Raw genomic sequence first — 16696 nt, 5'->3', positions numbered from 1 at the left:
GCGCCCGCAGGCGTTGTCGTTGAGAGTTGCCGGAATCGTTACATTTTGCGGGTTTAATACGCAACCGTCACTTATAAACTGCCAACCGCAGCCTTTGCAGTCGCAGCCAGGGGCAGCGCTGGGCCGCACTGCGCGCGCACTTGCAACTTGGGCCGGGCCGTCGCATAACTGAGCCCATGAATCTCCCCGAGTCCGCCGACAGCGTCCTCGACGGCTTTCACCCCGCCGTCAGCGCCTGGTTCAGCAGCACCTTCGCGACGGTCACTGCCGCCCAGGCGCGCGCGTGGCCCTTGATCCGCCAGCGCCGCTCGACCCTGATTGCCGCGCCCACCGGCTCCGGCAAGACCCTCACCGCGTTTCTGGCGGTCATCGACGACCTGGTCCGGCAAGGCCTGGCCCTGGCCGGCGAGTTGCCTGACGAAACCCGGGTGGTCTACGTCTCGCCCCTCAAGGCGCTGTCCAACGACATCCAGCTCAACCTGCAGACCCCGCTGGCCGGCATCACTGCGCAACTGCAACAGCAGGGACTGCCTGAATTGCAGATCAGTACCGCGGTGCGCACCGGCGATACCCCGCAAAAGGAGCGCACGGCGATGCGTAAAAGCGCGCCGCACATTCTGGTGACCACCCCGGAATCGCTCTACGTGCTGCTCGGCTCCGACTCGGGCCGACGAATGCTCGCCAGCACCCGCACGGTGATCGTCGATGAAATCCACGCCATGGCCGCCAGCAAGCGCGGCAGCCACCTGGCCCTGAGCCTGGAGCGCTTGCAGGCGTTGTGCCGCGAGCCGCTGCTGCGCATCGGCCTGTCTGCCACGCAAAAGCCCATCGACGCGGTGTCGCGATTCCTGGTGGGCACTGGACGCCCCTGTGACATCGTCGACATCGGCCACGCCCGCCCCCGGGACCTGGACATCGAAGTGCCGCCCGTGCCGTTGTCGGCAGTGATGGCCAACGATGTCTGGGAGCTGGTCTATGAGCGCATCGCCACCCTCGCCCGCGAGCACCGCACCACCCTGGTCTTCGTCAACACCCGGCGCCTGGCCGAACGCTTGAGCCGCCACCTCAGCGAACGCCTGGGCAAGCACGCGGTGGCCGCGCACCACGGCAGCCTGGCCAAGGAGTTTCGCCTGGATGCCGAGCAACGACTCAAGCGCGGCGAGCTGCAGGTGCTGATCGCCACTGCGTCGCTGGAACTGGGGATCGACATCGGCGACGTCGAACTGGTCTGCCAGATCGCCTCGCCGCGTTCGATTGCCGGGTTCCTGCAACGGGTCGGCCGCTCCGGGCACCAGGTTGGCGGCACGCCCAAGGGGCGCCTGTTCGCCACCACCCGCGACGACCTGATCGAATGCGCCGCCCTGCTCGACTGCGTGCGCCGGGGCGAGCTCGATAGCCTGCTGATCCCCGTCGCGCCGCTGGACGTACTCGCCCAGCAGATCATCGCCGAAGTCAGTTGCCAGGAATGGCCGGAGCAGGCGCTGTTCGACACCCTGCGCCGCGCCTCACCCTACGCCGCGCTGGACCAGGCCCATTACCAGGCCGTGCTGAAGATGCTTGCCGAAGGCTACAACGGTCGCCAAGGCATCCGCAGTGCGTACTTGCACCGCGACGCCGTCAGCGGTTCCTTGCGCGGCCGCCGCGGGGCCCGGCTGACCGCAGTGACCAGCGGCGGGACGATTCCCGACAACGCCGACTACAGCGTGTTGCTGGAGCCCCAGGGGCTGAACATCGGCAGCGTCAACGAAGACTTCGCGGTGGAGAGTATCGCCGGCGATGTCTTCCAATTGGGCAACAGCTCCTACCGGATCCTGCGGGTCGAAACCGGCAAGGTGCGGGTCGAGGACGCCCAGGGCCAGCCGCCCACCATCCCGTTCTGGCTGGGCGAAGCACCGGGGCGCAGCGCCGAGTTGTCCTACGCCGTGGCGCGCCTGCACGCCCAGCTCGACCAACTGCTGGGCGCCACGCCCGGCGACTTGCAACCGAGCCTGGCCTGGCTGACCGCGACCCTTGGCCTGAACCTGGCCTGCGCCGAACAACTGGTGGACTACCTGGCCCCCGCGCGCCTGGCCCTCGGCGCCCTGCCGTCCCAGGACACGCTGCTGATGGAGCGCTTTTTCGATGAGTCCGGCGGCACCCAACTGATCATCCACACGCCCTTCGGCAGCCGCATCAACCGCGCCTGGGGCCTGGCCTTGCGCAAGCGCTTCTGCCGCACCTTCAACTTCGAATTGCAGGCCGCCGCCAGCGAGGACGCCATCGTCCTGTCGCTGTCCACCAGCCACAGTTTTGAACTGCAGGACGTCTGGCGTTACCTGCACAGCAACAGCGCCGAGCAGATCCTCGTCCAGGCAGTGCTCGACGCCCCGCTGTTCGGCGTGCGCTGGCGCTGGAATGCCGGCGTGGCCCTGGCGCTGCCGCGCTACAGCGGTGGCCGCAAGGTGGCGCCGCAGATCCAGCGGATGAAAAGTGAAGACTTGATCGCCAGCGTGTTTCCCGACCAGATCGCCTGCCTGGAAAACCTCGCCGGTGAACGGGAAATTCCCGATCACCCACTGGTTGAGCAAACCCTCGACGACTGCCTGCACGAAGCCATGGACTGCAACGGCTGGCTGGCCTTGTTGCGGCGCATGGAGCAGGGCGAACTGCGGTTGATCAGTCGCGACCTACCCGCCCCTTCGCCCCTGGCGGCGGAAATACTCAACGCCCGGCCCTACACCTTTCTTGACGATGCGCCTCTGGAGGAACGTCGCACGCAAGCGGTGCTCAGCCGTCGCTGGAGCGATCCGCAGGCGACCGATGACCTCGGCGCTCTGGACCCACAGGCAATCGAGTCGGTGCGCGAAGAGGCCTGGCCGCAACCCGCCAGCGTCGATGAAATGCATGAAGCGCTGATGAGCCTGGGAGCCATCACCGACAACGAGGTGCAGCAGAACGATCGATGGTTGCCGTGGCTACGGGAGCTGGCCGAGCAAGGCCGCGCCAGCCGCCTGGCCATCGATGCCGAACATGGCCTGTGGCTGGCGCTGGAGCGCCTGAGCTGCCTGCAAGAAGTTTATCCACAGGCGCTGCTGCAACCGCCGCTCCATCCGCTACCAGGCTTTGACCAGCTGTGGGCACCTGATGAGGCGCTGGTGGAGCTGCTCCGCGCCCGGCTCAGCGCCTTCGGCCCACTGCCCCTGAGTGAGATTGCCGCCGCCCTGGGGCTGATGCCGCTGTTGGTCGAGCAAGGCCTGGCCCAACTGGAGCGCGACGGTTACGTATTGCGTGGGCGCTTCAGCCCAGGCACGACGCAGGAACAGTGGTGCGAGCGGCATCTACTGGCGCGGATCCACCGCTACACGGTCAAGCGCCTGCGCCGGGAAATCGAACCGGTGGCCCTGCAGGACTTCATGCGATTTCTGTTTGACTGGCAGCACCTGTCCGCGACAACCCAAGGCCAGGGCAACGCCATGTTGCCGGTGATCGTCGCGCAGTTCGAAGGCTACCCGGCGGCGGCTTCGGCCTGGGACAGTGATCTGTTGCCGGCGCGACTCAAAGGCTACTCGGCCACCTGGCTGGATGAACTGTGCCGCAGCGGCAAGCTGGTCTGGACGCGCTTGAGCGCGCGCCACAAGACCGCCAGCGTGGCCCTGCGCAGCACGCCGATCGTGTTGTTGCCCAGGGCGCAAGCGGCACTCTGGAGCAGCTTGACCGAACAGGCACAGGTCGAGGATTTGTCGCCCAAGACCCAGAAAGTCCATCAGGCCCTGAGCCAACACGGCGCGCTGTTTTTTGATGAGTTGCTGCACGAGGCGCACCTGCTGCGCAGTGAACTGGAGATCGCCTTGCAGGAGTTGGTCGGCGCCGGCCTGGTGAATGCCGACAGCTTTGCCGGCCTGCGCGCACTGATCACCCCGGCGAGCAAACGCCAGGCCCGCAGCAGCCGACGCGGGCGCGGGCCCCTGGTCGGTGGGATGGACGATGCCGGACGCTGGGCCCTGCTGCGTCGCACAGCCGCCCCCGTCAGCGATGCCCCGCGCGGCACACCCGCAGGCACCCTTGAACACATCGCCATGACCTTGCTGCGCCGCTACGGCGTGGTGTTCTGGCGCTTGCTTGCGCGCGAAGCGGACTGGCTGCCCAGTTGGCGGGAATTGCTGCGCACCTTTCATCGCCTGGAGGCACGCGGGGAGATCCGCGGCGGACGTTTTGTCAGTGGCCTGGCCGGCGAGCAGTTCGCCCTGCCCGAAGCCATCCCGCTGCTGCGCGAAGTGCGCCGCCGCCCCCATGACGGCAGCCTGGTCAGCGTCTGTGGGGTTGATCCGCTGAACCTGGTCGGCACCTTGCTGCCGGGGCAGAAAGTCCCGGCCCTGGCCAGCAATCGACTGGTGTACCGCGACGGCTTGCCGGCGGCGGCCGAGATCGCCGGCGTGCAGCATTTCTGGCTGCAACTGGACCTGCAACAACGCAGCGCGCTGCAGCAGAAGCTGACTCAGTACCGGCTCGTGTCAGTCGCCGACCCTGGGCTGCCGGGCGCTTAGGCGCTGTGGCTCGGATTGGGCATCAGCAGCGCTGAGTTGTCCTTGGCGGCGACCGCCTCCTCATGCTTGTCTTCGGGTCGGTCCAGGTGTCGCTCATGCAGCAGCACCTGCTGTGGATAAGTCTGCGCGAAATGCACCCAGGGGCTGTTATCCACAAGCTTTTTCAAGCGCAGGTTGAACGCCCGGTTCACCGCATATTGGCCGCCGGAGACCGTGCGGAACTGCGCCGTCAGGATCACCCCGTTGAGGTCCATCTTGTCGACCCCGAACACTTCCAGCGGGCCTTGCAGGTTGTACTTGAGGAACGGGTCTTCGCTGATCGAACGGCCCGCGTCGCGGATCAGCGCGATGGCCTGGTCGACATCGGTGTCGTAGGTGAACTGCACCGAGAAAAACGCAAAGGCGAATTGCCGCGACTGGTTGGTGACCGCCTTGATCTGGCCGAATGGCACCGAATGCACGAAGCCCTTGCCGTCGCGCAGGCGCAGGGTCCGGATGGTCAGGCCCTCCACCGTGCCGGCATGCCCCGAGTCGAGCACCACCCAGTCGCCGATCGACAGGGTGTCTTCGATGATGATGAACAGCCCGGTGATCACATCCTGTACCAGTTGCTGCGAACCAAAACCGATCGCCAGCCCCACCACCCCGGCACCGGCCAGGAACGGTGCGACGTTGATCCCAAGGTTGGCCATGGTGGTGATTGCGCAGATCACCACCAGGATGATTTTCATCGCGTTGCGCAGCAGCGGCAGGATGGTTTTGATCCGGGTACTGGGCTGGCGCGCATTGCGCTTGTTGACCGGCGGCTTCAAGGCTTCCTGAATGGCCGTGTCGAGTACCACCCACACCAGCCAGGTCACCAGGAAGATCAGGCCGATGCGGCTCAACGAATCGCTGATCGCCCGGCCAATCGCGTTGCTGACCGCGAACTCGAACAACGATACGCCCCAGATCCGCCCCAGGATGTCGATGAAGGCGATGGCCATGACAATCCGCAGCAAGGCGTGGGACAGGCTCAGGAAACGCTCCTTGTAGGCACCGCTGCGCTGCACCGCCAGCGCGCTGCGGGACTTGAATAGGTGTTGCAGCATGGTGCTGATAAACACCGTGGCAATCAGCAGCAACGTGGTGAACAAGGCACAGCGCAGGACCTTCTGATTGTCATCGCCGATGCCGATCAGGTTGATCAGCGACACCAGCACCATCAACAGGATCGGCCAGTACCAGACCCCGGAAAAGATCCGCAGGGTCTCGCGCAATGCCGGTTGTTTCTGGCGCTGGGCCAGCGGCAGGATGCGGATCAACTGACCCACCGGCCTGCGCAGGCGAATCACCAGCAGGCCGAAGATGATCGACGCCGACATACCGGTGAACACCGCGATACTGCTGGTCAGGTTGTCCCCCAGGCGATTGGCGATCTGCGAGCTGGTCAAGGCGTCGCTCAGGGCCACCAGAAAACCCATGGCGAACAACGGCCGCGGGCTGTTCTGCAGCAGGATGCGCACTGCCTGGCGCTTGTGCCCGACGTTGAACAGCACCACCAGCGACAGCAACAGCGAGGCGACAAAGATCCCGGCGCTGGTGGCGTAGGCCAGGCTCAAGGCGAGTGCGCGGCCTGCCGATGCGGGCAGGAAATGACTGAGGTAGAGGGTCAGAGGCAAGCTGATCAAGGCGGGCAGCGTGTAGGGCAGCAGGTAACCGAGCAACGCCTGGCCACGCTCCCGGGTGAGCAACAGGCGATGCCGTGCCAGGCGTCGGGCCAGCAGGCCACCGAGTAACCAGAGCAGCGCAAACACCCCGCCCCATACCACGCTCAGCAGGAGGAAATCGCCGACCACGCTCCAACTCGAACGCGGCGAAGGCTGATTGACCAGTTGGTCCACCTCATCCACCGCGCGGTCCGCGCGCAGGCGCCAGGCTTGTACCAGGTGCTCGTTAAGATCGAGCTTTTCCTGGACGTCATCGATGCTCGAACTGATGGCGCCCAGCAGGCCGCCCTGCACCAGCGGTTCGGGTTTGGACGCTGCGGCCGGCTCTTTACCGGTAACCGCCGCAATGGCCGGTAGCGCATTCGCCTGCAAGGCAGGACTGGCGCAACACAACAGTAGCGCGAGCCAGATCGCGGTTTTGATTGGAGACAAAACGCGGTGCTCCTTTTTGACCAGGTGATGTGTGCAGAAGATCGCAGCCTTGAGCGATCGCTACAAGCGTAGATCGGCAAAACCCAATGAAGGTTTCACTGCCCAGGCGTTTGACCGCCCGTAACGTCGTCGAAACTTTCCGCCCTGGCCCACAGTCATCAACAAACAGGGGGCAGCCCGACGATCATCAGGCGGGATCACACATGGCGGCGTTTGACACCAGCGGCGAGCAGGCCGAGCAACCCGATGCAGCGAGTGCAAGCCGCACCGCGGTACGCCGTTTTACCGTGCTCACGGTCAATACCCACAAGGGCTTCGCCGCCCTCAATCGGCGCTTCATCCTGCCCGAACTGCGTGAAGCGGTGCGCAGTGTCGGCGCCGACGTGGTGTTCCTGCAGGAAGTGCACGGCGCCCATGAGCACCATCCCCGGCGCTACAGCAACTGGCCCAGCATGCCCCAGTACGAATTCCTCGCCGACAGCCTCTGGCCGCAGTTCGCCTATGGGCGCAACGCGGTGTATCCGGCAGGCGACCACGGTAACGCGCTGCTGTCGAAATTCCAGATCATCCGTCACGACAACCTCGACGTCTCCATCAGCGGCCATGAAAGCCGTGGCGTGCTGCATTGCGTGTTACGCCTGCCCGGTGACGGCCAGCAGGTGCATGCCATGTGCGTGCACCTGGGCTTGCATCAGGCCCATCGCGATGAACAACTGCAACTGCTGATCAAGCGCCTGCAAGAGTTGCCAGCCGACGCCAGGGTGATAGTCGCCGGCGACTTCAATGACTGGCGCCAGCGCGCCGACGATCTGCTCAATCCGTTGGGCCTGCGCGAGGTGTTCCGCGAGCACCATGGCCAGCCGGCGCGCAGTTTCCCGGCCCGCCTGCCCCTCCTGCGCCTGGACCGCATCTACGTGCGCAACCTCAAGGCCCATCGCCCGCAGGTGCTGGCGGCGCGGCCCTGGTCGCACCTTTCCGATCACGTTCCGCTGTCGGTGGAGATTGAGCTATGAGCAGCGCCCCGCTGGAAAAAAACCTGCTCGAACCCCAGGCCTCCGCCGCCGAATCGACCACGGCCAGACGCGCGCTCGTCGACCTCGATTATGGCTGGCACGGCAACAACTGCGTGGTCTTGCTGGAAAATGGCGAGGCCTACTTTCCCAAGGTGTTCGAGGCTCTGCGCCAGGCCAAGAGCGAAATTCTGCTGGAGACCTTCATTCTGTTCGAGGACAAGGTCGGCAGCGAGCTGCAGCAGATCCTGATCGAGGCGGCGCAGCGCGGGGTGCGTGTCACCGTCAGCCTCGATGGTTTTGGTTGCGGCGAACTGGCCAGCGAATTCCTCCTGGCGATGTGTGATGCCGGCGTGCACTTGCAGATGTTCGACCCGGCCCCACGGCGCCTGGGCATCCGTACCAACTGGTTCCGCCGCCTGCATCGCAAGATCGTGGTGGTGGACGGCAGCATCGCCTTTGTCGGCGGCATCAACTTCAGCGCCGATCACCTGGCCGACTTCGGCCCCCAGGCCAAGCAGGATTATGCGGTGCAGGTAGAGGGGCCGGCGGTGGTCGACATCCATCACTTCGCCCTGCTGCAAAGCGGCCGCCATGCCCGGGCGCGCTCTGGCTGGCTGCGGCGCAAGCACCGGCGCAGCGAGCTAGCGTTCAGCGATCACGATGGCCAGGTGCGCCTGGTCTACCGCGACAACCGCGACCACCCCCGGGACATCGAAGACGTGTACTTGCAGGTGCTGCGCAGCGCCCAACGCCGGGTGATCATCGCCAACGCCTACTTTTTCCCCGGCTACCGCCTGCTGCGCGAAATTCGCAACGCCGCCCGCCGAGGGGTCGAGGTGCGGCTGATCCTGCAGGGGCAACCGGACATGCTGGTGGCCAAGCTGGCGGCCCGCCTGACCTATGACTACCTGCAGCAATCGGGGGTGAAGATCTATGAGTACTGCGACCGCCCACTGCACGGCAAAGTCGCCCTGGTGGATGAGGACTGGAGCACGGTCGGCTCGAGCAACCTCGACCCCTTGAGCCTGTCGTTGAACCTGGAAGCCAACGTGCTGATTCGCGACCGGGCATTCAACCGCGAGCTGTGCGAGCGCCTCGACGAACTGAGCGACCATCACTGTAAGGTCATGCCGGCCAACCAGCGCCCCCGAGGATTGCTGTGGCGCATGACCATTGGCTTCCTGGTGTTCCACTGCCTGCGGCACTTCCCCGCCTGGGCCGGTTGGCTGCCGGCGCACAAACCGCGCCTGCAGCCTTTCACGCCAGCAACTCAGGTGCAGGATGACGCCCATGAATCGCGCTGAAAGCCAAGACGCCCCCGCAGTTGCCGAGCATCCGCCGTCCCGTTGGCGGCGCCTGAAAAAGCCGCTGACGGCGCTGTTTTTCCTGCTGCTGATAGTGTTGTTCACCCTGCTCGCCCACCGCATCGATTGGAGCGAAGTGTTCGACACCCTGCAGGACTTCAAGGTGCGGACCCTGATCATCGCCTCGACGATTACCGTGCTGAGTTTTCTCACCTATGCCTGCTTCGACCTGATCGGCCGCACCTACATCGGGCAAAACCTGACCTGGCGACAAATCCTGCCGGTGGGGGTGATCAGCTACGCGTTCAACCTCAACCTGAGTGCCTGGGTCGGCGGTATCGCCATGCGTTATCGCCTGTATTCGCGGCTGGGGGTCAGCAAGGGCAACATCGCCAAGATCCTCGGCCTGAGCCTGGCCACCAACTGGTTTGGCTATATGCTGGTGGCCGGGGCGATCTTCAGCAGTGGCCTGGTGCACATGCCCCCGGGCTGGAAGCTCAGCAGCGCGGCCTTGCAGGGCGTGGGCCTGCTGTTGCTGCTGGTGAGCGCCGGCTACCTGGCGGCGTGCCGCTTTTCCAGCCGTCGTGAATGGTCGATTCGTGGGGTTGAGATCAACCTGCCGTCACTGCGCATGGCGATGCTGCAACTGGCTCTGGGAGCATTGAACTGGTCGCTGATGGCGGCGGTGATTTTTACTTTGCTGCCGAGCAAACTCGACTATCCGCTGGTGCTTGGGGTGCTGTTGATCAGTGCCATCGCCGGGGTAATCACTCACATTCCGGCCGGGCTTGGGGTACTGGAGGCGGTGTTTGTCGCCCTGCTGCAACACCAGGCCTCTCGCGGCAGCCTGGTCGCCGGATTGCTGGCCTATCGGGCGATCTACTTCCTGTTGCCGCTGTTGATCACCGTGGCCATGTACCTGGTGGTGGAAGCCAAGGCCAAGGCGCTGCGGATCGAGAAAAAACCCTCCTGAACGCCCACTTACACTGTAGGAGCGAGCGCCCGCTTGCGGCCTGCTCGCGATGGTCGCCAACGATGAAGTGCCAAGCCTGATTCCCCGCGGTGTCCTTGCGGGCATCGCGAGCAGGCTCGCTCCCACCCCAAAAACGCCTGTCAGCTGGACTGGATGATGCTCAACCGCTCACCCACCACCATCTCGGTAATCCAGCCCACCAGGATCGAGGTGTAGGCCTGTTGCGCCACGGGCTCGCTGAGGGCGTGATCGGCGCCATCGATGATGCGGTGGGTCAGGGAGTGGGTCTGCTGGCACGCCGCGCGGTAACTCATGATGGTGGCATGGGGTATGTAATCATCGGTTTGCGACTCCACCAGCAACACATCGCCGGTGAATTGCGCGCAGGCATACAGGGCCCGATTGCTGTCGGCATGCACCAGGGTGCTGCGGTAATCGAGCAGATCCTGCTTGTCGAGGTCGCGCTTGGGGGTGTGCCATAGCTCGTCGCGGTACAGCGCCGGCACCCGCAATGCCAGCCAGCGCACCGGGCGCAAGGTGGTGAGGATCGCCGCCAAGTAGCCACCGTAACTGGTGCCCACTACCGCTACCGCTGAAGTATCGATGGCCGGGTGGGCCAGCAGGCGGTCATAGGCGGCCAGGAGGTCCTTGAGGTTATCTTCGCGGGTCACTCGGCTCAGTGGGATGCCCGTACCGCCGGTGTGTCCACGCAAGTCGAAGGTCAGGCACACGCAGCCCAGGCCGGCAATGCCCTTGGCCCGCTCCAGGTCGCGCTCCTGGCTGCCGCCCCAGCCGTGTACGAACAACACACCGGGGACCTTGGATTTGGGACTCAGGAAGGTCGCGCTCATGTGTTCGTCGTCGATCTCGATTTCAATGGTTTCGCTTCTAGCCGTCATAGGGTTTGACCGTCACATACTTGAGGAGAAAATCACTGTTTTCTGCCGGGCCGCGGTACACCTCGATGGCCCCGGCCGGCAAGGGCTGGTCATGGTAGGTTTCCACCGACGACACGCGAATCGCCGGCAAACCCGGTTGCTTGACGAAACTCTGCAACGCCGCCACTTCCGCACTGCTGGCCCCGCCCATGCGCCACGACTGCTCAAGCACGCCGCTGCAGCGCTGCCCCTGGGCATCGAGGCCCTGGGCGATGTCGTAGTTGCGCCGCGAGGCATAGAACCCCGGGTAAGCCTCGTCCGCCGCGAGGTCGAACACCTGCGCCTGTTCAATGGCCAGGCGCACGTCGTCGGCCAAAGGCAACTTGAGCAGGTCGGCGTAATAGCCTTGGACCACCAGCAAGTCCGAACCGCCATAGACTTTTTCGCCTAGACCGTCTTCGGTCAGGTATTGCTCGCCGCAGTAACTGAGTACGGTGTCAGCAATGAAACTCTGGCCGACGCTGTGGGTGATGACCTTCTTGAGGTCCTGCTCCAGCACCACGCCACTGGCGAACAAGTCGGCAGCGTCGGCACGGCCGAGGACCTGCCGGAACGCTGCGAGGTTGCTGATCACTTCCTGGCCCCGTCCGGCACACGCGTGTATCGGTTTCAGCCGCAGCGGGCCACGCTCGAGCAGTTGCTCGGCCGCTGGCAGGGCGTCCTCGAGGGAAAACACACTGATGCCCTCCAGCACCACCTGGCGCACTCGCTCCGCAAACAAGGGGGCCCAGCCTTCGGGCGCCTTGGCCTGCCTGTTCAATAGACCATGGGTGATGGCTTTGGTGCAGATGAACGAGTGGTCGACGTAGCCGCCCCACAGATCGTCCGGCCCTTTGACTCCCAACTGACGGGCCGCCCCACCACCGACCAGGGTCTGGGTGGGCAGCAGGTACAGGTCGCGCCCGGCATGGGTGTCCGCGTCGTAACTGCCGCCATATGGCCAGCCGAGAATCTGCGCCAGCCACTGCGCCAGCGCCCGGTTGGTCTCGACCTCGTGCTGCGGCGCCTGGGGCCGCACGGAATGGGCCACCACCAGTTTGTTGCGATTAGTCGGGGTCATGCGTCCCCCTGCCATCTGCGCTTGATGAATGTAGCTCAGGGCGGTGCAGGGATCAGGCCAACCCTGGTTATTGGCGGATGCGCGGTCGATTCGCGTGCTGTGGGGGGCACGGCTGGCAACTGGCTTGTCTTATTCTGCACGACCAGCGCCAACGCTCCGGCATTTTGCACGATCGATCCACGCTGTTACCGCGCCAGTACCGCCGTTGGCGACACCCCGAATTTGCTGCGGTAATCGCTGGGCGCCAGCCCGGTGATTTTCCTGAAGGTCGCGCGAAACGCGCTGGGGTCCGTGTAGCCGACGGTCCAGGCGATATGGTCGATGGTGCCGTTGGTGAACTCGAGCATTTCCCGAGCCTTGCCCACCCGCAGGTGCTGGCAGTACTCAGTGGGTTTCAAGCCGGTAGACGTGCGGAAGCGGCGCAGGAAAGTGCGTTCCTCCAGGCCCGCCTGCTGGGCCATCACGCTCAACGAGACTTCCACCGCGCCGTTGGCTTGCAGCCAGTGCTGGACCTTGAGGATCGCCGCGTCGCCATGGCTGAGGATCGGCGCGAAGTTGCTGCCGCACTGGCTCGCGCTGTCACTGTGTTCGACCACCAGGAACCGCGCCGTGCCGGTGGCAATGCTCGGCCCGAGCAAACGGTCTACCAGGCGCAGGCCCAGTTCGGACCAGGCCATCAGGCCGGCGGTGGTGATCAAATCGCCGTCATCGACGATGGGGGTGTCGGCGTTGAGCTTGACCTGGGGATAACGCTCGGCGAACTGCTTGGCCGAGGTCCAGTGAGTGGTAGCGCTACGGCCATCGAGCAGACCGCTTTCAGCCAGCAGAATCGACCCCACGCAGACCCCACCCAAGGTTGCCCCGCTCGCGTGCTGCTGGCGCAACCAACCGATCAGCGGCGCTGACGCCTGCCCTTCGCAAAAACCGCCGATCGACGGCGGAATCAGCAGCGCCACCAAGCCCGCATCGGGGCCAGGATGACTGTCGTAGACACGCTGCGGAGCGTGTCCGGGCTCTGCCTGCCAGTGGCTGACCCGCAACCACGGCAACTGCGCGCTCTGGTGCTCGGCGGCAATGCGATTGGCGACGCCAAACAGATCGGTCAAGCCGTGTACTGCCGCCATCTGCGCACCGGGATAGATCAGCACGCCCAACTCGGCGACTGCGCGTTCTACACCCATTGTCAGTTTTCCCCCTTCTATTGTCGGTGCGGCCAATCCTCGTAGCGTCCGTGCGCGGCAATACTGGCGCCCACACCCACTCCAGAGGAAACACCCATGGCCAAGCAAGCACTCATCGTAGTCGATATCCAGAATGACTACTTCCCCCAGGGTAAATGGCCGTTGGTCGGCGCCGATGCCGCTGCCGACAACGCGGTAAAACTGCTCCAGGCGTTCCGCGAAGCCGGCCACCCGGTGGTGCACATCCGCCACGAGTTCACCTCCAGCGAAGCCCCATTCTTCACCCCCGGCTCCGATGGCGCCAAGTTGCACCCCAAGGTGCTGAATCGCAGCGACGAGCCGGTGGTGCTCAAGCACTTCGTCAACTCGTTCCGCGAAACCGAACTACAGTCAATCCTCGACCAGCAAGGCATCGAGAGCCTGGTGGTGGTCGGCAGCATGAGCCACATGTGCATCGACGGCATCACGCGCGCTGCGGCGGACCTTGGCTACAACGTCACGGTGATCCACGACGCCTGCGCGTCCCGCGACCTGGAATTCAACGGCCAGGTGGTACCCGCCGCCCAAGTGCACGCCGCCTTCATGTCGGCCCTGGGTTTTGCCTATGCCAGCGTGGTGTCCACCGCAGAGTTCCTGGCGGCACAGCCCTAAGCCTCATTCCCTGAGCATTCATTGGAGACGATCGACATGGCTACTCTCACGACTCGCGAAGGCAACACCCTGTACTACAAGGACTGGGGCAGTGGGCAACCGGTAGTTTTCAGCCATGGCTGGCCGCTCTCCAGTGACAGCTGGGAATCACAGATGCTGCACTTTGCCGACAATGGCTTTCGCGCCATCGCCCACGATCGACGTGGGCACGGACGCTCCAGCCAGCCGTGGGACGGCAATGACATGGATCACTACGCCGACGACCTCGCCGAACTGATCGAACAGCTGGACCTGAACAACGTGATTCTCTTCGGCTTCTCCACCGGCGGCGGTGAAGTCGCCCGCTATATCGGCCGGCACGGCACTCAACGACTGGCCAAGGCCGGGCTGATTTCAGCGGTGCCGCCGCTGATGCTGAAAACCGAGACCAACCCCAAGGGCCTGCCAATCGAAGTCTTCGACGGCATCCGTGCCGGCTCAATCGCCGACCGCTCGCAACTCTACAAGGACGTTGCCGGCGGCCCATTCTTCGGCTTCAACCGCCCCGGCGCCACACCGTCCCAGGGGCTGATCGACGCATTCTGGATGCAAGGCATGATGGGCGGCCATAAAAACACCCTCGACAGCATCAAGGCCTTCTCGGAAACCGACTTTCGCCAGGACCTGAAGAAATTCGACATCCCCACCCTGATCATCCATGGCGACGACGACCAGATCGTGCCGATCCAGGCCGCGGGGCTTGAGAGCAAACGCTTGATCGAACACGCCGAACTGATCGTCTACCCAGGGGCTCCACACGGGCTGACGGATACGCATAAAGCGCAGGTGAATGCGGATATGTTGCGATTTGCCCAGCGTTAAGCGGCAAGCGAAAGCAAAAAACCCGCGTTTCGTGGACCGAAACGCGGGTTCTTTCAGCTTGCAGCTTGTGGCTTGAAGCTTGTTGCTGCGTTAAAACGGAATATCGTCATCAAAGCTGTCGAAGTCTGCAGCCGGCTGCGGTGCGGCCTGTTGCTGTGGCGCTGGACGCGACTCACGCTGTGGCTGTTGCGACGGAGCCGGACGCGGTGCCTGCTGGCGTGGAGCGGCTTGCTGGTAGTTGTTACCGCCGCCGCCCTGGCCTTGCTGGTCGCCCTGTGGACGGCCGCCCAGCAGTTGCATGGTGCCTTGCATGTCGACCACGATTTCGGTGGTGTAACGCTTGATGCCGTCTTTTTCCCACTCGCGGGTCTGCAGCTTGCCTTCGATGTAGACCTGCGAACCTTTACGCAGGTATTCGCCGGCGATCTCTGCAACCTTGCCGAACATCGATACACGGTGCCATTCGGTCTTTTCGACTTTCTGGCCAGTTTGCTTGTCGGTCCATTGTTCGCTGGTCGCCAGACTCAGGTTGGTCACGGCGTTACCGTTAGGCAAGTAGCGAACTTCGGGATCCTGGCCGCAAGTGCCGACCAATATGACTTTGTTAACCCCACGGGCCATAACGTTCTCCTAGGCTTCGCACGCTGTCGGCGCCGGGTTGTTGACCAGGCGCTCGAGGGTGGTGCGATCCAATAGTTCGGTGTCCAATTTGATGTAAATGGCGGCTTCATCAGCCACCACGATGGCATCGGTTACCCCAACGACGGCCAGCAGGCGCTCAACCAGACCGGCTTCGCGGATCGCTTCGGGCGATAACGGCAAGCGCAGGCTCGTCACATAGGGAGGTTCGCGCATGGTAACAGCAAAGGCCAACCAGAGGGCAGCCAGACCTGCGCATCCGAGGAACACAACCGACAGACCGCCATGCTGGTACATCCAGCCACCCATGATGCCGCCCAGTGCCGAGCCGAGGAACTGGCTGGTGGAGTAGACCCCCATGGCCGTGCCCTTGCCGCCTGCCGGTGAAACCTTGCTGATCAACGACGGCAAGGAGGCTTCCAGCAGATTGAACGCGGTGAAGAACACCACCGTACCAATCACCAGGGCCCGCAAGCTGTCGCCGAACTGCCAGAAGAATAGCTCAGTGAGCATCAGCGTCGCGACGGCACCGAGTAAAACTCGTTTCATTTTGCGTTTCTTCTCGCCGTAGATGATGAACGGAATCATGGCGAAGAACGAAATCAGTAGCGCGGTCAGGTACACCCACCAATGCTGTTCCTTGGGCAGCCCGGCTTTTTCCACCAGCGCCAGCGGCAAGGCGACGAAACTCGACATCAACATCGCGTGCAACACAAAAATCCCCAGGTCCAGGCGCAGCAGGTCCGGGTGCTTGAGGGTCGGCAACAAGGCCTGGCGGGCGACCCCGGACTCACGGTGCTGCAAGGGGCCCGTGGAGCGCGGCACCATGAACATCACGATGACGATCCCCAGCAATGCCATGCCGCCGGTCGCCAGGAACAGCCCGGACAGGCCGAAGGCGCGGGTCAGCAGCGGCCCGACCACCATGGCCACGGCGAACGACAGGCCGATGGTCATGCCGATCATGGCCATGGCCTTGGTGCGGTGCTGTTCGCGGGTCAGGTCGGACAACAAGGCCATGACCGCTGCGGAAATCGCCCCGGCACCCTGCAGGATCCGGCCGGCGATCACGCCCCAGATCGAGTCGGCGTTGGCCGCCAGCACGCTGCCCAGGGCAAAGACGATCAAACCCAGGTAAATCACCGGGCGCCGCCCGATACGGTCGGAAATGATCCCGAAGGGAATCTGGAACACCGCCTGGGTCAGGCCGTAGGCGCCAATCGCCAGGCCGATCAGGGCCGGGGTCGCGCCTGCCAGGTCCATGCCGTAGGTCGCCAATACCGGCAACACCATGAACATGCCAAGCATACGGAACGCGAACACCAGGGCCAGACCGCTCGCTGCGCGGGTCTCGCTACCACTCATGCGTTCGCTGTGGGGATCGTGCATGGAATTACCTCATGTGAACCGGC

Annotated in this window: 12 protein-coding genes; 6 read left to right on the top strand and 6 right to left on the bottom strand. The window is 64.1% G+C overall.

The genetic code is table 11. The features are described 5' to 3' along the window. Positions 1-176 precede the first annotated feature (176 nt). Positions 177-4523 carry a DEAD/DEAH box helicase gene (locus tag CKW24_RS06430; RefSeq protein ID WP_095166199.1) on the top strand — a complete coding sequence of 1449 codons (4347 nt, stop codon included), beginning with the start codon at positions 177-179 and terminating at the stop codon, positions 4521-4523. Here the strand turns inward: CKW24_RS06430 and CKW24_RS06425 are convergent. After that, entirely contained in the window at positions 4520-6664 is a 2145-nt protein-coding gene (locus CKW24_RS06425; RefSeq protein WP_095166197.1) for a mechanosensitive ion channel family protein, read from the bottom strand. The genes CKW24_RS06430 and CKW24_RS06425 overlap by 4 nt on opposite strands. Positions 6665-6867: 203 nt before the next feature. On the opposite strand from CKW24_RS06425, the gene CKW24_RS06420 reads away from it, so the two are divergent. The 3 genes from CKW24_RS06420 to CKW24_RS06410 are packed head-to-tail and all read left to right on the top strand — an operon-like array spanning position 6868 to position 9954. Then, positions 6868-7677 carry an endonuclease/exonuclease/phosphatase family protein gene (locus CKW24_RS06420; RefSeq protein WP_095166195.1) on the top strand — a complete coding sequence of 270 codons (810 nt, stop codon included), beginning with the start codon at positions 6868-6870 and terminating at the stop codon, positions 7675-7677. Beyond that, entirely contained in the window at positions 7674-8981 is a 1308-nt protein-coding gene (gene clsB, locus CKW24_RS06415; protein ID WP_095166193.1) for a cardiolipin synthase ClsB, read from the top strand. Before CKW24_RS06420 ends, clsB begins: the two co-directional genes overlap by 4 nt. After that, complete coding sequence (locus CKW24_RS06410) at positions 8968-9954, top strand: lysylphosphatidylglycerol synthase domain-containing protein (RefSeq protein ID WP_095166191.1); 987 nt, start codon at positions 8968-8970, stop codon at positions 9952-9954. Before clsB ends, CKW24_RS06410 begins: the two co-directional genes overlap by 14 nt. 140 nt (positions 9955-10094) lie before the next feature. On the opposite strand, the gene CKW24_RS06405 is transcribed toward CKW24_RS06410, so the two are convergent. The 3 genes from CKW24_RS06405 to CKW24_RS06395 form a co-directional block, all read right to left on the bottom strand. Beyond that, a complete protein-coding gene (locus CKW24_RS06405) occupies positions 10095-10853 on the bottom strand; it encodes a S9 family peptidase (protein ID WP_095166189.1) in 759 nt (252 codons plus the stop codon). Then, positions 10843-11952: a DUF3182 family protein gene (locus CKW24_RS06400; protein ID WP_095166187.1), complete on the bottom strand. Its 1110-nt coding sequence runs from the start codon at positions 11950-11952 to the stop codon at positions 10843-10845. Before CKW24_RS06400 ends, CKW24_RS06405 begins: the two co-directional genes overlap by 11 nt. Positions 11953-12137: 185 nt before the next feature. After that, positions 12138-13133 (bottom strand): GlxA family transcriptional regulator, encoded by a 996-nt coding sequence (locus tag CKW24_RS06395; protein WP_095166185.1) that lies wholly within the window; start codon positions 13131-13133, stop codon positions 12138-12140. A gap of 96 nt (positions 13134-13229) precedes the next feature. Between CKW24_RS06395 and CKW24_RS06390 the strand changes: the two genes are divergently transcribed. Together CKW24_RS06390 and CKW24_RS06385 are read left to right on the top strand one after the other, a co-directional pair. Continuing rightward, the gene (locus tag CKW24_RS06390) at positions 13230-13784 is read left to right on the top strand and encodes a cysteine hydrolase family protein (RefSeq protein ID WP_095166182.1); all 555 of its coding nucleotides are present in this window, start codon (positions 13230-13232) and stop codon (positions 13782-13784) included. Positions 13785-13820: 36 nt separating this feature from the next. After that, the gene (locus CKW24_RS06385; protein ID WP_095166178.1) at positions 13821-14645 is read left to right on the top strand and encodes an alpha/beta fold hydrolase; all 825 of its coding nucleotides are present in this window, start codon (positions 13821-13823) and stop codon (positions 14643-14645) included. 90 nt (positions 14646-14735) lie between these two features. Here the strand turns inward: CKW24_RS06385 and CKW24_RS06380 are convergent, their stop codons facing one another. After that, the gene (locus tag CKW24_RS06380) at positions 14736-15266 is read right to left on the bottom strand and encodes a single-stranded DNA-binding protein (RefSeq protein WP_095166176.1); all 531 of its coding nucleotides are present in this window, start codon (positions 15264-15266) and stop codon (positions 14736-14738) included. Positions 15267-15275: 9 nt separating this feature from the next. Next, a complete protein-coding gene (locus CKW24_RS06375; protein ID WP_095166174.1) occupies positions 15276-16673 on the bottom strand; it encodes an MFS transporter in 1398 nt (465 codons plus the stop codon). Between the last annotated feature and the right edge of the window lie 23 nt (positions 16674-16696).

Source organism: Pseudomonas sp. Irchel 3H3 (genome assembly GCF_900187635.1).
GTDB lineage: Bacteria > Pseudomonadota > Gammaproteobacteria > Pseudomonadales > Pseudomonadaceae > Aquipseudomonas.
This window is presented reverse-complemented; position numbering and strand designations above follow the sequence as displayed.